General features: G+C 34.5%; 22 protein-coding genes. 13 read left to right on the top strand and 9 right to left on the bottom strand.

Annotated elements, in window-relative coordinates:
- Positions 1-2 precede the first annotated feature (2 nt).
- Positions 3-731: a shikimate dehydrogenase family protein gene (locus ACFQ0R_RS10205; protein ID WP_379658272.1), complete on the top strand. Its 729-nt coding sequence runs from the start codon at positions 3-5 to the stop codon at positions 729-731.
- A 206-nt stretch (positions 732-937) separates the two neighbouring features.
- Here ACFQ0R_RS10205 and ccsA read toward each other — a convergent pair whose 3' ends face one another.
- Positions 938-4,159 carry a cytochrome c biogenesis protein gene (ccsA, locus tag ACFQ0R_RS10200; RefSeq protein WP_379658271.1) on the bottom strand — a complete coding sequence of 1,074 codons (3,222 nt, stop codon included), beginning with the start codon at positions 4,157-4,159 and terminating at the stop codon, positions 938-940.
- A gap of 275 nt (positions 4,160-4,434) precedes the next feature.
- On the opposite strand from ccsA, the gene ACFQ0R_RS10195 reads away from it, so the two are divergent.
- The 8 genes from ACFQ0R_RS10195 (at position 4,435) to ACFQ0R_RS10160 (ending at position 12,972) form a co-directional block, all read left to right on the top strand.
- Positions 4,435-5,187, top strand: a complete 753-nt coding sequence (locus tag ACFQ0R_RS10195; RefSeq protein ID WP_379658270.1) for a Rossmann-like and DUF2520 domain-containing protein — start codon at positions 4,435-4,437, stop codon at positions 5,185-5,187.
- Positions 5,174-5,677 carry a KdsC family phosphatase gene (locus ACFQ0R_RS10190; protein WP_379658269.1) on the top strand — a complete coding sequence of 168 codons (504 nt, stop codon included), beginning with the start codon at positions 5,174-5,176 and terminating at the stop codon, positions 5,675-5,677. The genes ACFQ0R_RS10195 and ACFQ0R_RS10190 overlap by 14 nt, the downstream gene beginning before the upstream one ends.
- A gap of 19 nt (positions 5,678-5,696) precedes the next feature.
- Complete coding sequence (locus ACFQ0R_RS10185) at positions 5,697-6,590, top strand: geranylgeranylglycerol-phosphate geranylgeranyltransferase (protein WP_379658268.1); 894 nt, start codon at positions 5,697-5,699, stop codon at positions 6,588-6,590.
- Positions 6,587-7,165 carry a Maf family nucleotide pyrophosphatase gene (locus ACFQ0R_RS10180; protein WP_379658267.1) on the top strand — a complete coding sequence of 193 codons (579 nt, stop codon included), beginning with the start codon at positions 6,587-6,589 and terminating at the stop codon, positions 7,163-7,165. Before ACFQ0R_RS10185 ends, ACFQ0R_RS10180 begins: the two co-directional genes overlap by 4 nt.
- 6 nt (positions 7,166-7,171) lie before the next feature.
- Entirely contained in the window at positions 7,172-8,056 is an 885-nt protein-coding gene (locus ACFQ0R_RS10175; protein WP_379658266.1) for a septum formation inhibitor Maf, read from the top strand.
- A 4-nt stretch (positions 8,057-8,060) separates the two neighbouring features.
- Positions 8,061-8,606: a mechanosensitive ion channel domain-containing protein gene (locus tag ACFQ0R_RS10170; protein WP_379658265.1), complete on the top strand. Its 546-nt coding sequence runs from the start codon at positions 8,061-8,063 to the stop codon at positions 8,604-8,606.
- A 63-nt stretch (positions 8,607-8,669) separates the two neighbouring features.
- Positions 8,670-11,150 carry a PIG-L family deacetylase gene (locus ACFQ0R_RS10165; RefSeq protein ID WP_379658264.1) on the top strand — a complete coding sequence of 827 codons (2,481 nt, stop codon included), beginning with the start codon at positions 8,670-8,672 and terminating at the stop codon, positions 11,148-11,150.
- 124 nt (positions 11,151-11,274) lie between these two features.
- Complete coding sequence (locus ACFQ0R_RS10160) at positions 11,275-12,972, top strand: sodium:solute symporter (protein ID WP_379658263.1); 1,698 nt, start codon at positions 11,275-11,277, stop codon at positions 12,970-12,972.
- A gap of 20 nt (positions 12,973-12,992) precedes the next feature.
- Here ACFQ0R_RS10160 and ACFQ0R_RS10155 read toward each other — a convergent pair whose 3' ends face one another.
- On the bottom strand, positions 12,993-13,835 hold the full coding sequence (locus tag ACFQ0R_RS10155) for a DUF2911 domain-containing protein (RefSeq protein ID WP_379658262.1): 843 nt from the start codon (positions 13,833-13,835) through the stop codon (positions 12,993-12,995).
- Between the two features lie 130 nt (positions 13,836-13,965).
- Here ACFQ0R_RS10155 and kdsA point away from each other — a divergent pair, with 130 nt between their 5' ends.
- Positions 13,966-14,784, top strand: a complete 819-nt coding sequence (kdsA, locus tag ACFQ0R_RS10150) for a 3-deoxy-8-phosphooctulonate synthase (protein WP_379658261.1) — start codon at positions 13,966-13,968, stop codon at positions 14,782-14,784.
- Here kdsA and xseB read toward each other — a convergent pair.
- The 4 genes from xseB to ACFQ0R_RS10130 are packed head-to-tail and all read right to left on the bottom strand — an operon-like array spanning position 14,781 to position 18,107.
- Complete coding sequence (xseB, locus tag ACFQ0R_RS10145; RefSeq protein WP_379658260.1) at positions 14,781-14,999, bottom strand: exodeoxyribonuclease VII small subunit; 219 nt, start codon at positions 14,997-14,999, stop codon at positions 14,781-14,783. The genes kdsA and xseB overlap by 4 nt on opposite strands.
- Positions 14,986-16,386 carry an exodeoxyribonuclease VII large subunit gene (xseA, locus tag ACFQ0R_RS10140; RefSeq protein WP_379658259.1) on the bottom strand — a complete coding sequence of 467 codons (1,401 nt, stop codon included), beginning with the start codon at positions 16,384-16,386 and terminating at the stop codon, positions 14,986-14,988. The genes xseB and xseA overlap by 14 nt, the downstream gene beginning before the upstream one ends.
- 2 nt (positions 16,387-16,388) lie before the next feature.
- Entirely contained in the window at positions 16,389-16,913 is a 525-nt protein-coding gene (locus ACFQ0R_RS10135; RefSeq protein WP_379658258.1) for a DinB family protein, read from the bottom strand.
- Complete coding sequence (locus ACFQ0R_RS10130; RefSeq protein WP_379658257.1) at positions 16,914-18,107, bottom strand: proline dehydrogenase family protein; 1,194 nt, start codon at positions 18,105-18,107, stop codon at positions 16,914-16,916.
- Positions 18,108-18,199: 92 nt separating this feature from the next.
- Between ACFQ0R_RS10130 and aroB the strand changes: the two genes are divergently transcribed.
- Positions 18,200-19,273, top strand: coding sequence for a 3-dehydroquinate synthase (gene aroB / locus ACFQ0R_RS10125; protein ID WP_379658256.1), 1,074 nt, complete (start codon positions 18,200-18,202; stop codon positions 19,271-19,273).
- Between the two features lie 17 nt (positions 19,274-19,290).
- Here aroB and trxB read toward each other — a convergent pair whose 3' ends face one another.
- The gene (trxB, locus tag ACFQ0R_RS10120; protein WP_379658255.1) at positions 19,291-20,274 is read right to left on the bottom strand and encodes a thioredoxin-disulfide reductase; all 984 of its coding nucleotides are present in this window, start codon (positions 20,272-20,274) and stop codon (positions 19,291-19,293) included.
- A gap of 205 nt (positions 20,275-20,479) precedes the next feature.
- Here trxB and ACFQ0R_RS10115 point away from each other — a divergent pair, with 205 nt between their 5' ends.
- Both ACFQ0R_RS10115 and ACFQ0R_RS10110 read left to right on the top strand, forming a co-directional pair.
- A complete protein-coding gene (locus ACFQ0R_RS10115; RefSeq protein ID WP_379658254.1) occupies positions 20,480-21,382 on the top strand; it encodes a tryptophan 2,3-dioxygenase family protein in 903 nt (300 codons plus the stop codon).
- 19 nt (positions 21,383-21,401) lie between these two features.
- Positions 21,402-21,908: a hypothetical protein gene (locus ACFQ0R_RS10110; protein WP_379658253.1), complete on the top strand. Its 507-nt coding sequence runs from the start codon at positions 21,402-21,404 to the stop codon at positions 21,906-21,908.
- Position 21,909: 1 nt separating this feature from the next.
- Here ACFQ0R_RS10110 and ACFQ0R_RS10105 read toward each other — a convergent pair whose 3' ends face one another.
- Complete coding sequence (locus tag ACFQ0R_RS10105; protein WP_379658252.1) at positions 21,910-22,749, bottom strand: CvfB family protein; 840 nt, start codon at positions 22,747-22,749, stop codon at positions 21,910-21,912.
- A 51-nt stretch (positions 22,750-22,800) separates the two neighbouring features.
- Positions 22,801-24,558, bottom strand: a complete 1,758-nt coding sequence (gene menD, locus ACFQ0R_RS10100; protein ID WP_379658251.1) for a 2-succinyl-5-enolpyruvyl-6-hydroxy-3-cyclohexene-1-carboxylic-acid synthase — start codon at positions 24,556-24,558, stop codon at positions 22,801-22,803.
- Positions 24,559-24,569 lie beyond the last annotated feature (11 nt).

Here is a 24,569-nt window from a genome sequence, read left to right as displayed (position 1 = left end):
ATATGAAAACATACGGACTTATTGGAAAAAATATAGATTATTCTTTTTCAAAATCATATTTCAATACCAAATTTAACAATGAAGCTATAAAAGCTAAATACATCAATTATGATATTGAAAACATTAAAGAAATAAAACAGATCGTCAACAATTCCATAGAGTTGGCCGGGCTTAATGTTACAATACCATATAAAGAGGCTGTGATTCCTTTTCTAGATGAAATTGATCCACAAGCAGAGCGAATAGGAGCTGTAAATACAATCAAAATAGAGAATAAGAAATTGATTGGTTACAATACAGATGTTTTTGGATTTACCAAGTCAATTTTTTCTCTTATTGCACCAAATCATGAAGCTGCCTTAATTTTAGGCACTGGAGGTGCAGCTAAAGCAATAAGACATGCATTAGTTTCGATGGGATATAATATAAACTTTGTATCAAGAGATAAAGAAAAAGGTGACTATACCTATGATGATTTAACCTCAGATATTATAAAAAGTCACCAGCTTATAGTGAATTGTACACCTCTTGGAACACATCCCGATGTCAATCAATTTCCACCCATACCTTATGAATTTATTGATGAAAGACATCTACTTTACGACCTCATTTACAATCCATCTATCACAAGTTTTCTAGCTCAAGGTAAAGAAAAAGGGGCACAAATTATTAATGGAGAGCAAATGCTCATCGCTCAAGCTGAAAAAGCCTGGGAAATTTGGAATGAGTAAAAGATAAATATCACTTGCAAAACTCAATATTTTCTGAGCCTCTTTGGTGAAGTAATAATCTTGATCGAATAATATCTAGATGAGTAATGATATAAATAGACCAAAGAAAAAAACAATTCAGTAAGACAAAATACCCCGAAGCCAAGCCATCGGGGTATTTTATTAATCTTAGCCTCTTATGTCAGCTAAATTATCGAGAATGATAATCAATAATATTTCTTGTATTTATACTTGGCGGCAACTCCGATTAAGACCCATGCTACAAGAGCTATAATGATGAATTGATAACTGATAATTTGATCACCACTAGCATAAGAGTGCAAACCTGTTAGATAGAAATTCACACCGAAATAAGTAATTAAAATAGACCCAAAAGCAATCACAGCGGCCCAGTTGAAAGCAAACAATCCTCTCAAGCCAGGCACGAGTCGCATGTGGATGACAAAGGCATAGACAAAAATACTAATCAGAGCCCAGGTCTCTTTTGGATCCCAGCCCCAGTATCTGCCCCAGCTTTCGTTAGCCCATTGACCGCCAAGGAAATTACCAATAGTCAACATCACCAAACCAACAGTCAGAGCCAATTCATTAATGATGGTTAACTCCTGAATATTGAGTTTCATCTTTTTAAAATTTGACTTAGTCGTGGCAATAATAAGCATAAGTGACACCAAACCTATGATAGCTCCCAAAGCAAAAGGGCCGTAACTGCCTACAATCACAGCTACATGAATCATTAACCAATATGAATCTAAAACAGGCTGTAAGTTTCCTATAGTGGGATCTAACCAGTTCCAGTGAGCTACCATTAAAATAATAGAAGTCACGAAAGCTGTTGACCCCATGGTTAAATCACTTTTACGACCAAAAGCCAGACCAAAAAACATAGTTGCCCAAGCTACATAAATCATACTTTCGTAAGCATTACTCCAGGGAGCATGACCAGAGATGTACCAACGGGCTGCAAGTCCAGCGGTATGAACTGTAAATAAGATAACAAGAAGAACTTTACTTAAGTTAATTGCATATTTATTGAGTTTGTTTTCTTTGAAAATCCTTAAGATGACGAAAACAATCATAACTAAACTCACATAAAGGTAGAGCTGAAATAAGAGATTGAAAATATCAATCTTATTGTATAGAATTTCAGCTTTAACTTTTTCGTCTGCTGGCATGACTTCTGAACCATATTTTTTCTGAAAAGACTTTAAACTTAAAAGAAGTTCGTTTGCCTGTTCATAATCTCCAGTCTGCCTTGCACTTCTCAAGGATTGCATATATAATGGAAGAATTTGCTTTGTATAAAGCGTATCTACACCTGCAAAATACTTTTCTTCATCCAGTTCTGGATAAGCTACCCATTTATTATTGGGGTGATCTGGAATAGGAAATATTTTAAACTGTTTACCCTGTAAAGTGTTATAAATCAGATTGACTTTTTCGTCTGCATTAATAAAATCCTTTTGAAATTGATTGGGTACAGCAGCTTTGTAAGCTAAATCTAAATATTTACCTAATTTGTATTCTGCTGTTTTTGGGTCAAAAAAGTCAGTTAAGGATACGTATTTTTTATTTTCCTCAACACCTAATACATGATGAATACTATCATTCTCAGCTTTTATAGAGATAAGTGGTGCAGAATACCAAATCTGCGGATTCTCGATCATGGAAAGCAAAACCTGGTCGCTATTCAAGTCATTATAATCATCCTTTTTACCCAGTTTTCTCAGTAATTCTGAAGAATAAGTATTGATAGGTTTCATTCTGCCACCATAATCTTGAATAATCAATTCACCAAATTTGGCAGCATGTTTTTCATCTACCTTGTTGGCTTGAATCATCTTGATGACCTTGTCATAATTGACTTCAGGCATCATTTCATGACCATGATTAACATTGGCAACACTATCTTGAACCTGACTTGGCTCGTCAACCACATTTCCGTTTTCGGTTTGAGCAAAACCCGACATTCCAAAAAGCAGAATCAAAATACTGGTTAGTTTTGCTTTTTTCTGTTTAATTTTCTCTAATTTTTTTCTCAATTCTCCAAATCTTGAACCTCTATCCACCATAATTGCCATTAATCCTATATAAAGTAAAAAGTAACCGATGTAAGTAATCCAAGTCCCCCACCAGTCATTATTAACAGACAAAACTGTTCCACCTTCATCAGGATCGAAAGACGATTGAAAAAAACGATAACCTTTATGATCCAACACATGATTCATATAAATATCATAAGGATAAGAATTACTGCCGTCTACCACCTCTACTTTACTCATGAAAGATTCGTAACTTGGTTGTCTTCTGTCTTCGGTGCCTGGATGTTTTTCAGCGATAAAGTCATTCAACTTTAGTGCAAAAGGAAGCTCGACATCTTTACTCCCATAGTTCATATAAATTTCATAACCACCAACACTCAGTTTTTTCATGTCCATCTGAAAACCTTTACCGCCGAGTAATCCAACTTTTTCAGTTTCTCCATTCGCTGTAACTTGAATAAAAATTCCATCAGGGTCATTTTTATTGACCATTTCCTTTTGAACCAGGTCATAACGTCCTTTTATTGCCGGATCTGGAATTACAAATTGCATTCCACCAAGATTGTATAATGAGCGCATTTGCAATTCCTGTATAGAATCTTGAACTAAATCTCCTCTAGCCTGGTCTGCCATTCGCATCCAATCCCCATCAAAAGGTGAATTAATGGTGAATCCAACTTCATTGTTCCCGACAATATTTATGGCTCCATCAGTTTGTTTATTAAAAGCAAACAACACATTGTGAACATTGGCAACCTCACCTGCTTTCAAATAATGCTCATGTCTTTCACCGTCACCAGCCTCTACTATCTTTAAAAAGTATTCTCCTTCTTCAGCTTCGACAACACCCTCTTCAGCTCCTTGTATAAATTCTAAAAAATCAATTTTAATTGGATTTCCGTTATAATCTGTCTTAATGCTTTTACCTGAGGTAATTGCAGGACCTAAATTGATTTGAAAATCTTGTTTTTTCCTCAAAGGTTCACCATCAATTTCACCATCAATATAAGTTGACAAATAGGTTTTTTCTGAAAGCATAGTGTTTTCAACTTCACCTTCACGAATAGGCATAATACCTTCTTCCCCAATATATCTCGTCACCCATGCCCCTACTAAAATTAAAATAAACGACAAATGAAGCAAAAGCGTTGTCCATTTTTTCTTTCGCAATAGTTTGTATCTGAAAATATTTCCGATGAAATTGATGACAAAAAACACCATAATCACCTCAAACCACCACGCATTGTAAATCCATTCTCTGGCAGTGACTGTAGTATAAGAATTCTCAACAAAAGTTCCCACAGCCATAGCGACAGCATAAACTATAAATAAGACCGCCATAAGCCTTGTAGAAAACAATATATCTTTGATTTTTTTCTCTAACATAATTTCTTTTATAATGGGTGCGAAGATACTCAATATAGGAGGATTTGTAAAGCTTAGCCTCGGTTACGAACGTTGAAGTTGTGTTAATTAAAAGATTTGAATTTAAAAATTTAGACGTTAATATTTTGAATAATAAACTCAGTTAAAAACATTTTACTAACAATTTCTATTATTTTTAATAATTGCAATAATTTTAAAGTTATAGATGACAGAAGTTCCCTCTTAATTATTAAAAATGAACCTTACCTTTGTTCCTTAGATTAAAAGTTTTCTAGATGTTTTCAATAGTTATTTTAGGCGCTGGTAATGTAGCAACTCATATGTTTCAAGCTTTTCAAGCATCAGGCAATTGCTCCGTTGTTCAAGTATATAATCATCGACCTGAATCTTTAAAAGCTTTTGAAAAATTAACCGCTACGACCACAGAATTATCAGAATTGATAGAAGCTGACATGTATCTGCTCTGCTTAAAGGATGATGTAATCGAATCTATAGCTGAGCAAATTCAAACTAAGTCTGGAATCATTGCACACACCTCTGGAAGTCAATCTATTTTAAGATCTTCAAATTCAGCTGTATTTTATCCGCTTCAAACCTTTTCTAAAGGCTCTAAGCTCAATTATTCTGAGATCCCCTTCTGCCTCGAGGCCAATTCAGAAGAAAATTTACAGATTTTAAAAACAATCGCCAGCTGCATTTCTCCTGAAGTTTTTGAGATCAGTTCTGCTCAGCGTCAAACTCTGCATCTTGCAGCTGTTTTTGTTTGCAATTTCACCAACCATCTGTATGCGATTGGCGAAAGCATTTGCAAGGAAGATGACATGCCTTTCGATATTTTGAAAGCTTTGATTCAGGAAACCTCTGCTAAAGTTCAAATCAATCCACCTTCCGAAGTTCAAACAGGTCCTGCCATAAGAAAAGATGAAAGCACTATAAAAAGACATCTAAGTCAACTTAAAGATCAAAATCACAAAGAAATTTATCAACTTCTTACACAATCAATTAAACAAAAACATGACAAATTATAAGGAACTGCTTAACCAAATCACCACTTTTGCTTTTGATGTTGACGGCGTTTTTACCAATGGTTCACTTCAAATTTCTACCTCTGGTGACTTGATAAGAACCATGAATGTAAAAGATGGTTTTGTCGTAAAAGAAGCTTTGAAAGCTGGTTACGAGATCATCGTCATATCTGGAGGTACCAATGAAATGGTAAAAACAAGACTCAAAGCTTTAGGAATAACCAACATCCACTTGGGTGTTGCGGATAAAGTAGAGTGTCTAGAAGAATTTCTGGATGTTTATGACATCAAACCTGAACACGTCACTTATATGGGAGACGATATTCCAGACATTTATCCTATGAAAATGGTAGGACTCCCAACTTGTCCACAAGATGCAGTTCCAGAAGTCAAAGCTGTTTCTGGATATGTTTCTCACAAAAAAGGCGGAGAAGGCTGCGTGAGAGACCTCATCGAGCAAGTGATGAAAACTCAGGGAAAATGGAAGTACTAAGCCTAAACCTCTAATTTTTATGCATATCTTCAATCTTATAAGATGGAAAAATTTACTGATCCTTATTTTTTCGGCTATACTTATAAGATTTGCTTTAGTTACTGGTTTTGAAACTCGTGTCCAAATGGACTTTGTTCACTATTCATTTCTTGTTTTTTCAATACTTTGCATCGCTGCCGGTGGAAATATCATCAACGATTTTTTTGATATCACTACAGATAGTATCAACAAACCCAATAAACTTTTGATTGATAAATTTATCACAAGACAAAGTGCTTTACAGCTTTATTTTGTAATCAATGTGCTAGGCCTTGGTCTAGCATTTTATCTTTTATTGACGAATCCTTTTGAGCAAATTGGATTAATTTTTTACATTATCTTATGTTCTCCATTGGCGCTTATCGCCTACTCTATCTGGCTTAAAAGATTAGCAGTTATTGGAAATGTCCTTGTAAGTTTACTTGTAGGTTTAAGTATATTTTGTCTAGGAACAGCCTTGATAAATGAAGACCAAAACCCGGTGGTTTTCTTTACCATCGTCGTTTATGCTTTTCTTGCATTTCTACTGAATTTGAGCAGAGAATTAATTAAAGATATTGAAGATATCCAAGGAGACAATTTCTGTAAAATGAAAACTTTACCCATTTTAATTGGGAAAAAACGAACCAATTACATCATATTTGGATTGCTAACCTTCATTATTCTGGTTTTGCTATCCATTGTTTTAAGCTATTTCCTGAATTTGAACGTGGTAATATTTTATGTCTTCACACTTGTTATCTTACCTTTAATCCTAATTTCAAAAAAAGTTTTGGAAGCAACTTCCGAAAAAGATTATAAAAAAATCAGTTTCCATTTGAAACTCGTATTTTTAACCGGTATTTGTTCCATGCTTACATTTTTAATTCTATGATTTTAAACACTTTAAAAAACAAACGCATTATTTTAGCTTCGGGTTCGCCCAGACGACAGGAAATTCTGAAATCCATAGGCGTAAATTTTGAGGTTGAACTTAGATCTGTAGATGAAGTATTTAGCGATAAATTGAAACATCATGAAATCAGTGATTATCTGGCTCAACTCAAAGCCGAACAGTTTGATGATTTAAAACCAAACGATATCCTTATCACTGGAGACACTATTGTTTGGCACCAGGGCAAAGCACTTAATAAGCCAAATGACGAAGAGGAAGCTTTTGAAATGCTGCAATCCCTTTCTAATACAACTCACGAAGTCATTTCATCATTTTGCCTTAAAACTTCAGAAAAAACAGAAACTTTTTTTGATTCTACTCAAGTAAAATTCAAATCACTTTCAGAAGATGAGATCTGGCACTACATCAACAACTACCAGCCTTTTGATAAAGCTGGAGCTTACGGCATTCAAGAGTGGATTGGACAAATAGGCATTTCAGAAATAAAAGGATCATTTTACACGGTCATGGGATTTCCAATTCATTTAGTCTATAAAAAATTATCCGAAATCTAATAACACATGAAATATATTCTGATTTTAATACTAGTAAGCATTTGCAGCTGCAAGACAGAACCTCAAACTGATTCTAGGTCTAATGCAGATGCTGAGCGAAGAGATTTATCTGAAACCTTCAAGTCTTATTGGTATAATGGTGAAGCTGAATTGAGTAGTTATGAGTTGGAATTTTACCGCTACGGTGAAAAGAGAGAAGGTAAAGCCATGCTGATTTTTGTAACCGAAGATTTTCTAAAAGACGCTCAGGTGAAGGCCAATTCTCCATCAGAAAATACTATTTCTGTAATGAAATTGAATTCTACAAAAAAGTTCAATACTGGCATTTATCCTTATAGCATTATGCAAAGTGCTTTTTTACCATTAAAAAACCAAGTACCAGTTTTGAAATTAACGTCTAGTATTCAAGAATGGTGTGGTCAATCTTACGCTCAACTAAACCACAGAGGAGATTTTGAAATAGAAGCTCATTCCTATTTTGAAGGGGAAGCAGATTCAACTTTCGAAATTCATCCCACACTGTCCGAAAACCAAATATGGATACAGTTAAGAATAAATCCAAAGCAGTTAGAGCTTGGAGAACAAGAAGTTCTTCCTGACTTTTCTTACCTTCAACTCAATCATAAAAAATTCAAAAGTTATAAAGCAGAGTTGAAGCAATCTGAAGGAGAATATCTTAAAACCAACATCACTTATAAAGGTTTAGGAAGAACTGTAAGTATATATCAGCAAAAAAGCTTCCCTTTTTCTATTGAAAAATGGGAAGAGACTGAGATCACCCCAACAGATACGCTTATTTCTAAAGCTAGAAAAATTAAAACTTTGAAAACAAAATATTGGGAACAAAATTCAAGTAAATATCTACATTTGCGTGACAGTTTAAGCTTATAATGTTATGATAGAAACGATCTTCTATGAATTTGAAAACCAAATTATTTGGACAACTATTGTTGTTTTGGGGATGTTATTTCTAAGATTTGGACTCAAGCAATCCGCTAAACGTATTGCCAGAAGAGATGAACTTAACTTTGCAAGAACTAGACTTATTTTTAAGTATATAAATGTATTGGTTTCTTTTATCGCCATCTTTTCTTTGCTTCTCATTTGGGGTGTCGAAGTTAGAGAATTAACAGTCATATTTTCTTCAGTTTTCGCAGTGATAGGTATAGGTCTTTTTGCTGTATGGTCTATACTAAGTAACATCACTTCAGGGGTGATTATGTTTTTCAATTTTCCTTATAAGATTGGCGATAAAATCCAAATTCACGATAAGGATTTTCCTTTGGCTGCAATAATAGAAGACATAAAAGCCTTTCAGCTCCACTTGAGGACAGATGAAGGAGAATTAGTAACTTATCCTAATAATCTTTTTTTGCAAAAATCAGTTAGCTTACTCAAAAAAGACGCAATGCTAGAACGTGGTGAAAACATCGATCGTTAAAAAGCTTTCAACACAGGGCATTAAAATTTTTAGGCTTGTATATTTGATCAAATTTTTTTTATAATGATAAGAAATTTTATTTGTAGTTTTTTAATATTGGTTAGCATAATCAGTAATGCACAAGAACCTAAAAAACCCTCTTCCTCTGAAATTTATCAACAACTCAAAGCCTTGAATTTTCTTGGGAATGTGCTTTATATCGCTGCACATCCTGATGATGAAAACACAAGCTTAATTACTTATTTTTCCAAAGAAATCAATGCTAAAACCACCTACCTCTCTTTGACCAGAGGAGATGGCGGACAAAATCTCATCGGCTCTGAACTAAGCGAAAAACTGGGAATGATTCGCACTCAAGAATTGCTCAAGGCCAGAAATATTGATGGCGGACAGCAGTGGTTCTCTAGAGCTATTGACTTCGGTTATTCTAAAACTCCAGAAGAAACTTTAGAAATTTGGGATAAAGATAAGATCCTTTCCGATGTAGTCTGGGCAATTAGAAAACACAGACCCGATGTCATCATCAATAGGTTTGACCATAGAACTGCTGGAAACACTCACGGTCATCATACTTCTTCTGCACTATTAAGCACAGAGGCTTTTGAACTTGCTAGACAAAAAGATAAATTTACTTCTCAGTTAGAATTCGTAAACCCTTGGTCTCCTAAACGAGCTTTTTTTAATACCTCATGGTGGTTTTACGGTAGTCAAGAGGCTTTTGAAAAGGCAGATAAATCCAACCTTATTGAATTGGAAATCAATAAGTATTATCCTTTGGAAGGTTTGTCCAACAATGAAATTTCTGCTCTAAGTAGAAGTCAGCACAAGTCTCAAGGCTTTGGCAACACTGGTTCACGAGGTGATAAAATTGAATATATTGAGCTTATAAAAGGTAATAAACTTGAAGGAAATGATCCATTTTCAGGTATAGACACCTCTTGGAACCGTATCCCAGAAGGAAAAGAAATTGGTGAGATTTTAAATCAGGTAGAACAAGACTATGATTTTAAACATCCTTGGAAATCTATTCCAAAACTACTTGAAGCTAAAATGTTAATTGATAAAATTGAAGATGAATTTTGGAGAACTCAAAAGAGTAAACAAATCAAATCTATCATAACTGCTTCCCTGGGACTTTTTACAGAAGCAAGGAGTAATGATCCTTATGCAAATCCAGGTGATGCTATTGAAATTGAGTTTGAAGTAATCAACAGAAGTCCAGAAAAGATTCAACTCAAGTCGATTTCTTACACTGGTCAATCCTTTGCTATCAGTTCGACTTTGTTAGAAAATAATATGAATTATAAATTTTCAAATCAGTTAGTATTAAATTCCGAAGAAAATTTCACAACACCCTACTGGCTTGAAAAGAAGCCAAAATTGGGACTCTATACTGTCAACGATAGAGAGCTTATTGGTCTACCAGAATCACCGAAACCCTTATTATTCACTTTTGAATTTGATATTGATGGAATTCCATTCAAAATCAAGAAACCACTTATTTACAAATATAATGACCCGGTAAAGGGTGAAGTTTATCAGGATTTTGAAATCCTACCGGAAGCTTCTTTAAGTTTGGAAGAGTCGGTTTATGTTTTTAAAAACTCAAATCAAAAGACAATTGAAGTCGATGTTAAAGCCTATACAAATGAATTATCTGGGCAACTAGAACTAAATATTCCTGAAGACTGGATGGTCTCTCCAAGATTTCATCAGGTAGATTTGGAGAACAGGGGAGAAAGCAAAACTTTTACTTTTGAAATCACACCTACTACTTATGGAGAAATGGAAGTCACTCCAGAATTGAAATTGGCAGAAAAAACAATTAGTAAAAAAGTTTCCAAAATCAACTACGACCATATTGGTACTCATAATCTTCTTGAAGAATCTGCTGCTAAACTAGTAAATCTAAATATCCAAATCAGTGATAAAAAAGTGGCCTATATCAATGGTGCTGGTTCCAGCGTAGCTTCCAACTTAAGAGATCTTGGATTTGATGTTGAGGAACTTTCTCCAGAGTCTATTACTAGAGAATTGCTGGCGAATTTTGATGTGGCTATCATGGGAATAAGAGTTTATAATATCTATGATGTCTTATCTTATAAGCAAAATGTATTGTTTGAGTTTGTTGAAAATGGAGGAACAATGATTGTACAATACAACACCAATCGTGGCTTAAAAACTGAAAATATAGCTCCTTTTAACATGCGAATTTCTCGAGACCGAGTGACTGAAGAAAAAGCAGAAGTAAGATTCATCAACTCAGAACATACAATTCTTAATTCGCCAAATAAAATTTCAAAAGAAGATTTTGAAGGTTGGGTACAAGAACGCGGTCTTTATTTCCCTGACCAATGGTCTAAAGAATTGATACCCGTTTTATCCATGAATGATAAAAATGAGACTCCAAAAGACAGTAGTATTTTAATCGGTAATTACGGAAGTGGACATTATATTTATACAGGTTTAAGCTTTTTCAGAGAGTTACCTGCTGGAGTTCCTGGAGCCTATAAACTTTTCGCTAACTTAATTTCAATAGAATAATATGTCTGAAAAGCCTCAAAAATACGTTTGGAAATCTGCTTACACCTGGATACTTATCTGTAATGCAATTTACATTCTGGGGTTTTATATATTCATGAATTGGTTCCGAAACTAAAACAAATTCATGGGGACAATAGATTTTATTATACTTTTTGCAACTCTTGCATTTATAGTTATTTATGGGAGTTTAAAGTCTAGAAAGAATGCCAATGTTGACGATTTTATAAAAGGTGGTAACCAATCACGCTGGTGGACAGTTGGCTTATCTGTAATGGCTACTCAGGCAAGCGCCATCACCTTCCTGTCTACTCCAGGTCAGGCCTTTCATGATGGGATGGGCTTTGTCCAGTTTTACTTCGGGTTGCCAATTGCCATCATTATTATTTGTTTGGTTTTTCTCCCAATTTATCATAGGCTTAAAGTTTATACTGCATATGAATATTTAGAATCTCGCTTCGATTTAAAGACAAGAAGTCTTACAGCTGGATTATTTCTTATTCAAAGGAGTCTTGCTGCTGGGATTACAATATATGCACCTTCTATAATTCTTTCTGCAGTTTTAGGATGGAATTTATTTTATCTCAATATAATGATTGGGGTTTTGGTGATCATTTACACTGTAACAGGTGGCACACAAGCAGTTAATGTGACACAAAAACAACAGATGGCTGTCATTTTTTTGGGTCTAATCACCGCTTTTGTTCTTATTTTTTCCTTTTTACCAGACGACATAACATTTAGCAAGGCTATGAAAATTGCTGGGGCAAATAACAAACTTGATGTCTTAGACTTTTCTTTCAGCTTTGATAATCGTTATACGTTTTGGAGCGGAATCATTGGTGGAAGTTTTCTTGCCTTATCCTATTTTGGAACAGATCAAAGTCAAGTGCAGCGCTATCTTTCTGGCAAAAGCCTCAGAGAAAGTCAAATGGGGTTGATCTTTAATGCTATTTTAAAAGTACCGCTCCAATTTTTTATCTTGCTCATAGGTGTTATGGTTTTTGTTTTTTATCAATTTAATTATTCACCTATAAATTTCAACCCGGCAGCTCAAGAAGCCATTACAACTTCTGAATATAAATATGAATTTGAAGCTTTAGAAACTCAACTAAAAACTGTTCAGGATAAGAAAACAGTCTTAGCCAATCAGTTTGCCAGCGAATTATCTCCAGCTAAAAGCGATATGTTACAATCCCAACTTAGACAGCTTAATACAGAAGAATTTCAACTTAGAGATGATGCTAAAGACATCATCTCTAAAGTAGACGAAAAAATTGAAACCAATGATAAGGACTATGTTTTTATCCATTTTATCATTAATAATCTACCGCGTGGTTTGGTTGGATTATTACTAGCAGTTATCTTGTCTGCAGCTATGTCTTCTACAGCTTCAGAATTGAACGCCTTAGCTTCTACTACGACTATTGACCTATACAAAAGGAACAAAAAAACTGCACAAAGTGAAAAGCATTATGTAGATTCAACAAAGCTTTTCACTCTTGGTTGGGGAATCTTCGCAATCATTTTTGCTTGTACCGCTAGTTTATTTGATAACTTAATTCAGCTAGTAAATATAATAGGGTCTATATTTTATGGAAATGTATTAGGGATTTTCCTGTTAGCTTTTTTCATTACCTATGTGAAAAGCCGAGCAGTGTTTATTGCGGCAATTATAACGCAAGCACTTGTTTTGTTTGGCTATTTTGAAGATTGGATGCCATATTTATGGTTGAATTTATTTGGCTGTGCACTTGTAATTGGTATTGCTATACTAATACAATTTTTCACAAAAAAACCGATTCAACATGTTGAATCGGTTTAGAAATATAATTGTCGTTTTAATTAGTTAGCCTTCCATTTTTTTAAGGAATCTTCATTCATCTTGATATAGTCTGCGTTTCCTGCTTTTTTAGCTGCAGCTAAAGAAGCTTCTGCAGTCTCAATAGCTTTGTCTTTTTTACCATTAGCTGCATAAATCAAAGATTGTTGTCTTAGCATCCAATAAGGTTTATTTTCGGACATTGACATTCCTTTCTCCATCCACTCTTCAGCTTTATCAAGATCTTTATTGGCACTTAAGTAATAAATTGCCGAATTAAAGTAATCATTTGCAGAAGGGCCTGACATTACTGAATTGATATTATCCATAACCAATTCGTCGGTTGGAAACTCAACAGGAACTTCTACCATTGTTTTTTCCCAGGACATTTTCAAATGAGCTTTCTGAAGACTGATATTATCAAATCCTATGGAAAAGGTCTCCACGTGATGATTAAGAGTTTTTACAGGAACATTAATCATAGCAGTTACTGCATTCTCATTCCAGGTGGATGGTAATCCCCAGTTTTCAGTTTCTTCATAGAAAAAAACATCCCAGCTGCCTTTCTTTGGAATGCTGTAAATCGCATAACTACCGGCGGATAGCAACTGACCTCCAACTTCAACATCATCAGAAAATGTGATAATAGTGTTTTCGTTGGCGCCTGTTCTCCATCGTTTATTGAAAGGAACTAGATTGCCGAAGATAACCCTTCCATTTGCGGAAGGTCTTGAATAGGCAACACTAACTTCTGAAAGGCCTACGACTTGTGTTAGGCTAGAATTGGGGCTTGGTTGTGGAGTCTGTATTTGAGAGTATGCAAAAACTGTCAAAACTAATGCTAGCCCGGTAAAAATTGTTCTCATATCTGAATATTTTTATAATTAATTTCGAATCTTAAAGATAAGGATTAAAGCATTCCGAAAATCTATCATCATTAAAAAATACTAATAGAATAACCTTTTGTAAATACTTATCTTTGTAAAAAATTTCAAAATGAAACTTAATCTCATTCCTAAGTTAAAACATACTGATTCTTCTAATTTCTTCCTCCTTGCCGGGCCTTGTGCCATTGAAGGAGAGGAAATGGCTTTAAAAATTGCAGAACGCATTGTAAAAATTACTGATAAACTGGAAATCCCTTTTGTATTTAAAGGATCTTTCAAAAAAGCAAACCGAAGTAGAATAGATAGTTTTACTGGAATAGGTGATGAAAAAGCTCTGAAAATTCTTAAAAAAGTAAGTGAAACTTTTGATGTGCCTACGGTTACAGATATTCATCAGGAAAGCGATGCCGCTATGGCTGCAGCATATGTGGATATATTACAAATTCCTGCCTTTTTGGTTAGACAAACCGATCTTCTGGTCGCTGCTGCAGAAACTGGAAAGGTTGTCAATCTTAAGAAAGGACAATTTATGAGCCCAGAAAGCATGCAACACGCTGCTCAAAAAATTAAAGATTCTGGTAATGATAAAGTGATGATTACAGACAGAGGTACTATGTTTGGCTACCAAGATTTAATTGTCGATTTTAGAGGGATTCCCACTATGAGACGTTATGCTTCTACAGTTCTAGATGTTACGCATTCTTTACAACAGCCGAACCAATCTTCTGGAGTTACTGGTGGAAGACCAGAAATGATAGAGACCATTGCTAGAGCAGGTATCGTAAATAACGTAGACGGATTATTTATAGAAACTCATTTTGACCCTACTACTGCAAAAAGTGATGGTGCCAATATGCTTGACTTAGAATTACTTGAAGGTCTGCTAACCAGATTGGTAGATATTAGAAAAACAATAAACCAGTTTTAGTCTTCCTTTTCTTCATTAAGATCTACCATATCATCTAAAGCAGAATTTACCTCAACTTCTGTTTTGGTGAGTATATTTTTACAAAATTTAATCAACTCTGAAGCTCTCTTTACTTTTTTGGTAAGTTCGTCTACAGAAACTGAATCGTTTTCTATATCTGATACAATGGTTTTTAGTTCTTGTAGTGCGCTTTCGTAGCTTTCAGTTTTTTTCATTAGGTTCAATTTTTACGACGTCACTCTCAGCATATCCGTCTGCAAACATCGTTTTTAAACGATCACCAGACTTAAGTTCTGTCGAAGATTTTATAATTCTATCGTTTACCAAATTCAATGTATAACCACGCTGAAGTAAACGGTCTGGGGATAAAAGATTGAGTGTGGACGATAAGTGATTTATTTGTTGATGTTGATTTTCAATCTGACTTTTGGTCTCTTTTTTTAATGTCTTTGATAATAAAGATAAATCTTGCTCTTGCTTCTGAAACTTTTGTTTTGAAATCCAATTTAGCCTGTAGCTAAAGCGATCTAAACCATCAAGTTTTGCTTTTAAAAGTGACGGAATGGTTGATTTGATACGTTGTCTTTGCTCTTTCAAATCATAATTATGATTTTGCAAAAGCGTGTTTACCTGTGTTTTAAAATCTTGGTGTAGATATTTTAATTCTTGCTTTTCTTCTTTTAGTTTGAATTTGACTAGGTTTTTGAATTGTAAGTGAAGATTCTGAAGTTCAACCAAACGTTCTTGAAATATTTTAATGAAAAAATAAGCAACATCTGTAGGTGTGATTTTATTGGTATAAGTGACCATTTCTACAAGAGTTTCGTTGGTAGAATGACCTATCCCTGAAATCACTGGCAGTGGAAACCTTGCTACTTTGGAAGCTAACACAAAACTATCGTAACAACTGAGTCCTACGTCCCCTCCTCCACCTCTTATGATGGTGACAACATCAAATTCCTGCTTCCTGTTTTTAACATTTTCTAATGCTTCTGCAATAGAAGTTATGGCTTTATCTCCTTGTAATAAAGCTGGAAATAATTCTATTTCAAAATTTAATTTAGAATAAGATTCTGTGATTATATTGATAAAGTCTTGATAGCCTTTACTCGTTTGCACGGATATAACGGCTATTCGTTGGGGGATTTTAGGAAAAGTGAGAGACTTATTCAAGTCGAAAATTCCTTCTGTTTTTAATCGCTTTAGACTTTCGAGTTTTTCTTTGGCCATCTCGCCGAGGGTAAAGCTAGCGTCAATGTCTAGAATATTGAGAGAAAAGCCATAGTTGGGATGATAATTAACTTTGGTTAAAACCAAAACCGTCATTCCCTCAGAAATTGGTTTTTTGGTAATCTCTTCAAATTGCTGAGAAATCCTATTGTAAGTATCTGCCCAGATTGTAGCTCGCATTTGTGCTAAAACTTGACCGTTTTGCTTTTCAACAAGGTCTGGATAACAATGTCCACTTTTGGTATAGGCGTTTAATTTTGCTATTTCGGTCTTTATCCAGTAAGGCTTATTGTAGTGCGTATTTATCATCCTCTGCAAACTTCTGCCGATGTCCAAAAGTGTATAAACAGAAGTTTTAGAAGTTGAAGACATTCTTAGTTATTGAGGTAACGTTCTTTAATGATATGAATGTGGTGTTTTTGATGACCACATAAAATGAATGGAATTACTCTTACAGAAAATGGTCCACCACTAGCCTGGCCAATATTTGTCAAAACCTGGTTATCAAAACTTTTATATAGAAAAATACTTGATGATCTTACTACCTTATATTCCTCTAATAAGTCTTCGATTGATCGTTGATTGGAAAAGCAATGTTCTGCGTAGTCATTTTCATCATATCCTGGCAGTTCTGTAAAATCTTCTCTTGCAAATCTTAAAGCTCGATTAGTAAAAATACGTTCTGTATCAATAAGATGCTGAAGGATTTGTTTTGGAGTCCATTTCTCTGGTTCGTAGCGAAATTCATGCTTTTCTGCAGAGATAGAATTAAAGAAATCAATCAATTCATTTTGTTGTTCTAATGCCTCAAAAAGGGTAGTTTTTGAAGAAACCCTATTAAGATATAAATCATAATAGGGTTGGTATTCTTTTACAGAGATGTTTCCTTTCTTTGTCATTTATTCAACACGTTTCACATACTGACCATCCCTTCTTTGCTTTTCTTCTCTCAGTAAAGCAAGCTCCCTACCCGTTTGACCTTGAACTGAAGAGTTTTCCTGAGCTCTTCTGATTAAGTAGGGAATTACATCTTTTATTGGTCCAAATGGTACAAGTTTAATAGCATTGGAATTAACTCTTCCCAAATTAAAACTTATGTGGTCACTCATTCCGTATAATTGACCAAACCAAATTCTATCGTCTGATAAGTGAATATCTTTTTGACTCATCAATTGTAGAGCCATGTAAGTACTCACCTCATTGTGCGTGCCTATAAATTGAGAGATGTCATCAATATTATCTATGATGTAACACATGACGGCGTTAAAATTCACATCTGTAGCTTCTTTATCCTCACAGATTGGCGTTGGATAACCATATTTTTTTGCCCTTGCATTTTCTTTTTCCATATAAGCACCACGAACTGTCTTGAAACCAAGTTTAAAACCTTCTTTTTGAGCTCTTTCATGAATTGCTTTTACATAAGACAACCTGTCCCAACGATAACATTGTAATGTGTTAAATATGATTGCTTTTTCTTTATTGAATTTTCTCATCATATCTTCAATAAAGTTATCCGCAGCATCCTGCATCCAAGTTTCTTCAGCATCTATAAGTAGCTTGGTGTCGTTATCATAGGCTGCCTTACAAACTCTTTCAAATCTTTTCTTTATTCTATCCCATTCTTCTTGTTCTTCATCAGTTAAAGTATCGTTAGCAGTTACTTTTTCCCAAATTTCAAAACGACCTAGACCTGTTGGCTTTGCCACGGCAAATGGTATTTCCTCAGCACTTGCAGCATATTTTATTATTTCAATTTTAGTATTAGCTGCTTTATCAAACTCTTCTTCATTTTCTTTACCTTCTACAGAGTAATCTAAAACGCTGTAAACATTTTCCTTCCGCATTTTCTTCACTAGAGACATACAGTCGTCTTGGCTTACTCCCCCACAAAATTGTTTGAAAATTGTAGCCTTAACTATAGGCTCAATTGGAAGCTTTATCTTAAGAGCAAAGTTGGTAGCTGCTGTAGATATTGGGACGAAATAAGGCACATTCATCATTGAAAAAAGAAATAAAGATCGTTTAAGATCCTCATCAGATTTTAAGACAAAGGCATGTTTAGTATCATTAAATATTTTAGTATCAATCATAGTTAAAAAGTTGTGGTCAAATATAGTTATTGATGTAGTATTTTCGCATTGTAAACAAGCAATTCTAATAATCTTAACACAGCTTTTTAAGGATGAACACTCTACAACTAGAAACTTACAAGATAGCATTTCAAGAACAAGCATATATAGAACTCAATCAACTTATAAAAAAGCAATCTTATTCCTCTATATTTATATTAGTAGACACCAATACTAATGAGTTTTGTTCGAAATTTCTTTCAGAAAAAATTGAAGCAAATGTAGAGATAGAATGGATTGAAATTGAGCCAGGAGAGGAACATAAAACCATTTTAACTTGTAATGAAATCTGGAAAACTCTTTCTGAAAATGGTGCTGATAGAAAGTCTTTGCTCATCAACTTAGGTGGCGGAATCGTTACAGATATTGGTGGCTATGCTGCATCTTGTTTTAAAAGAGGAATTGACTTTGTACACGTTCCAACAACACTCCTCGGAATGGTGGATGCTGCCATTGGTGGAAAAAATGGGGTAAATCTAGATAGTTTAAAAAATCAAGTTGGAATAATAAGACCTCCCAGATTGGTTTTAGTAGACGTAGGTTATCTTGCTACACTTCCGCCTGAAGAAATGAGGAGTGGGCTTGCAGAAATGCTCAAACATGGGTTGATTGCAAATGCAGATGATTTCTTTTCTTTTGAAGATCTATCTCAGTTTCAAGTTGATAAATTACCTGAATTAATTCGAGACTCTATAAAAGTCAAAACAAATATCGCTGAAGAAGATCCGTTTGAAAACGGACTCAGAATGGCTCTTAACTTTGGTCATACATTAGGTCATGCTATAGAATCCTATCATATGGAATCTACATCTAAAGCCAAGTTGCTCCATGGAGAAGCTGTTGCTATAGGTATGATCTTAGCATTAAAACTTTCAGTTGAAGTTCTTCAATTTGATAGTAACAAATGTGATAAAGCAAGTCAAATCATAAGAACTTATTTTAAAACTGTTGAGTTTTCAGAAGATGATATTACAAGCATAAAAACTTATCTGAAACACGACAAAAAGAATTCTGCTGGCAATGTTAATTTTGTGCTTTTGGAAGATTTTGGTCAGCCAAAAATCAATTGTAAAGTCAGTGACGAACAAATAAAAAAGGCTTTTGCGTATTACAAAAGCCTTCAATAAAAAAATAAATTTTCAAACTAGTTCAGAGCAGCCTGAGGCTCAGATCGTTCTGTCGTCTCTAAACTAGACAAGTATCGCTCTGCATCCAAAGCTGACATACAACCCGTTCCTGCAGCGGTGATTGCCTGACGATAAACTTTGTCTTGAGAATCTCCACATGCAAAAACGCCTGGATAATTGGTATTTGTCGTTTTTGGTTTTGTGATGATATAACCTACATCATCCATATCTAAAAAGCCTTTAAAAATATCTGTATTGGGTTTATGTCCAATGGCAATGAATAATCCAGTTATATTGATTTCATCTTTTTCGTTAGTTTGATTGTTTAGTATTCGTAAGCCCTCTACAACTTGTTCTCCTAAAACTTCATCCACTTCACTATGGTAGCGTAAATCAATATTTTCTGTATTTTCTACGCGATGCTGCATTGCTTTTGAAGCTTTCATCTCCCCTTTTCTCACCAGCATGGTTACTTTGTTACAAATCTTGGCAAGATAGGTTGCTTCTTCACATGCAGTATCTCCACCACCTACTATAGCAACATCTTGGCCTTTGTAGAAAAAACCATCACAAACTGCACAGGCAGAAACTCCACCGCCTCTTAGACGTTGTTCACTAGGTAAACCAAGATATTTTGCAGAAGCACCAGTGGAAATAATCACTGTTCTAGCTTCTACCCATGTTTTATTATCGATTTGAGCTTTATGAATACCTCCGACTTCATCAGATAATTCAACTTTAGTCACCATCCCTATACGAACATCCGTACCAAAACGTTCAGCTTGCTTCTGCAGTTCCACCATCATCTGTGGGCCATCAATACCTTCTGGATAACCAGGAAAATTATCAACCTCGGTTGTAGTTGTAAGTTGTCCTCCTGGTTCCATTCCAGTGTAAACAACAGGTTTCATATCTGCCCTAGCAGCATAGATTGCTGCTGTATATCCTGCAGGTCCGGATCCTATGATGAGACATTTAATACGTTCTATATTTTCTGACATAATTTCAAATTTTATACAAAGATAGAAAGATTTTAGGTCTCCTATAAGAGTTTAAATTCCTTATTAACATATAACTATAATTACATCTTATGTGTATCCTCGAACTAATTCAAACACAAAAGAAATAAAAGAACAAACCCATATAAAAATCAAAGATTACTATAAACTTGACATATTTTAATAAATTTGAATAAAAATTTACCTGATGAATAACGAGCTTTTAAAACAACTAGAGGATAAATTTAAAGCTCTTGGAGAAAACCCTGATAACTACCTCAAAGGACTTCTGTATTCAAAACCTGTGAATTATTGGGATTATATCGAAGTAGATACGCTGTTATCTTTACAAAAGCCAAAAACTCATTTTGAAGATGAAACTGTATTTATTGTCTATCATCAGATCACGGAGCTTACACTGAAACTCATGATTCATGAAATCAAGCAGCTAATAAAAATTAAGGACTTTGATTCAGAAAGAGTTTTTATTGAAAAAATAAGACGACTTATAAGATACACGGACATGCTCATTACTTCTTTTGAAGTTATGACTGAAGGCTTGGATTATGAAGATTATAATAAATTCAGAATGTCTCTTACTCCCGCTAGTGGTTTTCAAAGTGCTCAATTTCGATATTTAGAATTGATGAGCACACCAGTATTAAACCTTGTCAATGAGGAAGGACATAAAAGGCTTTCTGACGAGCCTTCTGTAGATGAAGTTTTTGAAAACATCTATTGGAGAGATGCTGGTTACAACAGAGAATCTGGCAAAACTTCTCATACTTTAATGGCTTTTGAAAAAAAATATTTACAAAGTTTTAAAGACCTAACAGCTAAAGTAAAAGGAAATACACTTTGGGAACAATTTCAGAAATTTGAAAGTCCTTCTGATAATTTAATTTTCAGAATGAAAGATTTTGACCATCAATACAACGTCAAATGGCCTAAAATTCATCTAAAAACAGCTTCAAAGTATTTAGAAAAAAAGGGAGAAACCAAAGAAGGTACCGGAAGTTCTCCGTGGAAAAAATACCTTCATCCCAAACATCAGCAAAGAAGTTTTTTTCCAGAGTTATGGAAAGATTTGGAAATCTTAGATTGGGTATAATATTTGTTGATGTTGTAGTATGAAATTATTAAAGTTCACTTTTGGTTTAATTCTTATTTTTAGTTTTTCTAAAACTAAGGCTCAAACTGACTTCGAAATTTTTGAGGCTAGGTCTATTATTTCATTAAGTTTCAACTCAGATCCTTTCAGTACTGTAACTGTTGGAAAAGAATTTAATCTACCTGAAGTTAATATTTTTAGAGATAAATTTGCTGAGCGACCAGAAATTGATATGGTAGCTGCTGCAAACAGAAAAGCATACAGAGCTCAGCAACAGCAAAAACAAGAATTCTCTTTTGTAGAGAGACAGTCGGCTATGTTTAGTAAGTTTAAGCCAAAGTTTGATAATAGTTCTTCATCGCCTTGGTCACCATCTTACCACCAACAGCCAATTTATTCCGGCCTTAACCGCATACAAAACTCTGCTTATGAGGATTTAGGTGATAAGTTCAGTAGAATGTCTCCATTTTACCAACTTTCTCCAAACGGAAGAAGGTCAAGACCAGTATTCTATTTAAGTAGATAACTTACCCTTTTAAAAAAATACCAACTCCGTTTTCAATTGTAATTTGACGCTCTTTGTATAAGGTTCCTATTGCCTTTTTGAAAGCTTTTTTACTTAAGTGAACTGTATCATAAATCAATTCAGGTTTGGATTTATCGTGTAGTGGTAAAAATCCATCTTCAGTTGATTCCAAAACTTCCATGACTTTTTTAGCATTTGGCTCAATACCTCTATAGCCTGGACGTTGTAATGAAACATCAATTTTATTATCAGGTCTTATTTTTTTAATAATTCCTTTAAGACGATCACCAGTTTTCAAATCTTGAAAAACTTCATCTTTATAAAGCAATCCGATGTGAATTTCGTTCACAATGACATTATAACCCATATCTGTAGGGTTGGTAACAATTAAGTCTACTTCATCAAAATGCTCAACCGTTAGAATAGAATTGTCAACAAACTTGTTAACACGACTTGAAGCGACAAGACGATTAGTTTGCTCATCTAGATAACAAAAAATAAGGTACTGCTCTCCTTTTAGCATTTTGTATGCCTGCTCCATATGAGGAACAAAAAGATGTTTTTCTAATCCCCAATCCAGGAAAGCTCCAAAATCATTACTGTCAACACATGTTAAATAAGCAAATTCATCTAACATTACCTTAGGCTCAAGTGTTGTAGCCACTGGACGCTCATCAAAATCCAGGTAAACAAAAACCTCTATCTCATCTCCAATTTCAAATTGGCTGGGTTTATATTTGTTGGGAAGAAGAACTTCATCTCCCGCTTCATTTTTCAAAAATAATCCTGGAGGAGTGTCCCTATCTATGGTTAAGGTATGCTTTATGCCTAAGTCTAACATTCAATAATAATTTAGATTGCAAAAGTAATCAATTTTAAAATTGAAACTGGCTTAGTTTGGAGCAGACTCAATTGATTTGGAATTTAAAACCGACTGAAAGTCAATATGCTTTCTCAGATAATCAAAATACCCAAGAAGCACCTTATCATTTTCAAGCCTTGGCGTGAAAATTTCGATAAGTTGAGGAGTTTCATTTCTCTCAAAAAAAAGAGGTAATTCTTTATCTACTTCTTCCAAACTATGTGCTTCTGTGTATTGAATCTTATACATCTCACACAAATTCTTTGCATTCAAGTTGTGGGTAGTTTCAAAATAATTGGCAAAATAGTCTTCTTCCTTATTTCCTGGAAGAATTCTAAAAATTCCTCCGCCGGCATTATTGAGAAGAATAATCTTGAAATTTCTAGGTATATAATTATTCCAAAGTCCATTGGAATCGTAAAAGAAACTCAAATCGCCAGTTACCAGAGTTGTTGGTTCCTGACTAGCCACTGCATAACCTATAGCCGTAGAGGTACTACCGTCAATACCACTTGTGCCTCTGTTGGCAAAGGCTTTAATTTCTCTCTTGGAATCAAATAAATTGGCATATCGAATACTGGAACTATTTGCAAAATGAACCGTTTCATCTTGTGGCAAATTTTCGAATAAACTGTAATAAAAAGCAAAATCAGTAAATCCTATTTCATTCTTATAAAGCTTTCTATACTGCAAGGTTTTCAGCCTGAGCACATTCCAGAATTCAAAATAGGAAGAGTCAATTTTATTTAATGATGAATTGACACGGTCAAAAAAAGAATTGACGGAGGTTTCAAAATGCTGCGTTAAGCAGAAAAACGTATCGTTTGCTTCTCGGGGATCAATATGAAAATGACTTTGAGGCTGAAATTGTCTCAGGAACTTTTTAATCTTTTTCGAAACAATTAATCCTCCAAAAGTAATAAGCATTTCTGGCTGTAATGCCTCAAATAATTTTTCAGTATCTGCCTCAGACTCTATTGGAGCTAATATCGAATCTATATTTGTAAAGAAATTTTTATCTGAAATATTAGATGTTATTTCTGTCATTACAATTATAGACGGATCGCTTGATAGCATTTTCAAAACCTCTTCTTCGATTTGCTCATCCAAATTCACTCCTACCAAAACCAGTTTTTTCACTGAAGAATTCCAAGATTTAATAAAATCTGTTGCGTCAATTTCAGTTTTTCCAGGCTGTAAAGAGTTCAACTTAGGAATCTTTATATTCAACTTATCAGTTTTGTTATAAAGTGGTTCATCGAAGGGAGCATTAATATGAACTGGCCCCTGATTCCATATAGCGGTTTGAAGAGCTTTGTGAGTTTCTTGAGTATTGAAACCTAGAATGGATTGATCTTCAGAATTGTGATAATCACCTTTTAAATTTGCAGAATACAGAATGTGATTTTTAAAGACATCAGGCTGTCTTATTGTTTGTCCATCACCAACATCTATAAGGTGCGGTGGCCTGTCTGCAGATATAACCACTAATGGTAAATTACTGTAAAAAGCTTCAGAAACTGCTGGATAATAATTCAGCAAAGCAGATCCCGATGTACAAACTACCGCAACTGGCGCATTAAAACGCTGAGTCATGCCAAGTGCAAAAAAACCAGCGCAACGTTCATCAACAATACTATATGTATTTATTTTTGGATGATTTGCTAATGTAATCGTTAAAGGTGCGTTCCTAGAACCAGGAGAAATCACCACATGCTCAATACCATTTTGAACACAAAGTTCAGCAATTAATTGAGCTGTTGGAATGGTAGAATAGATCTGATTCATAATGCAAAAAT

The organism is Psychroflexus salinarum (genome assembly GCF_042677225.1).
Classification (GTDB): domain Bacteria; phylum Bacteroidota; class Bacteroidia; order Flavobacteriales; family Flavobacteriaceae; genus Psychroflexus; species Psychroflexus salinarum.
The sequence above is the reverse complement of the archived record's forward strand: the minus strand, read 5'-3'. Positions and strand labels throughout refer to the sequence as shown.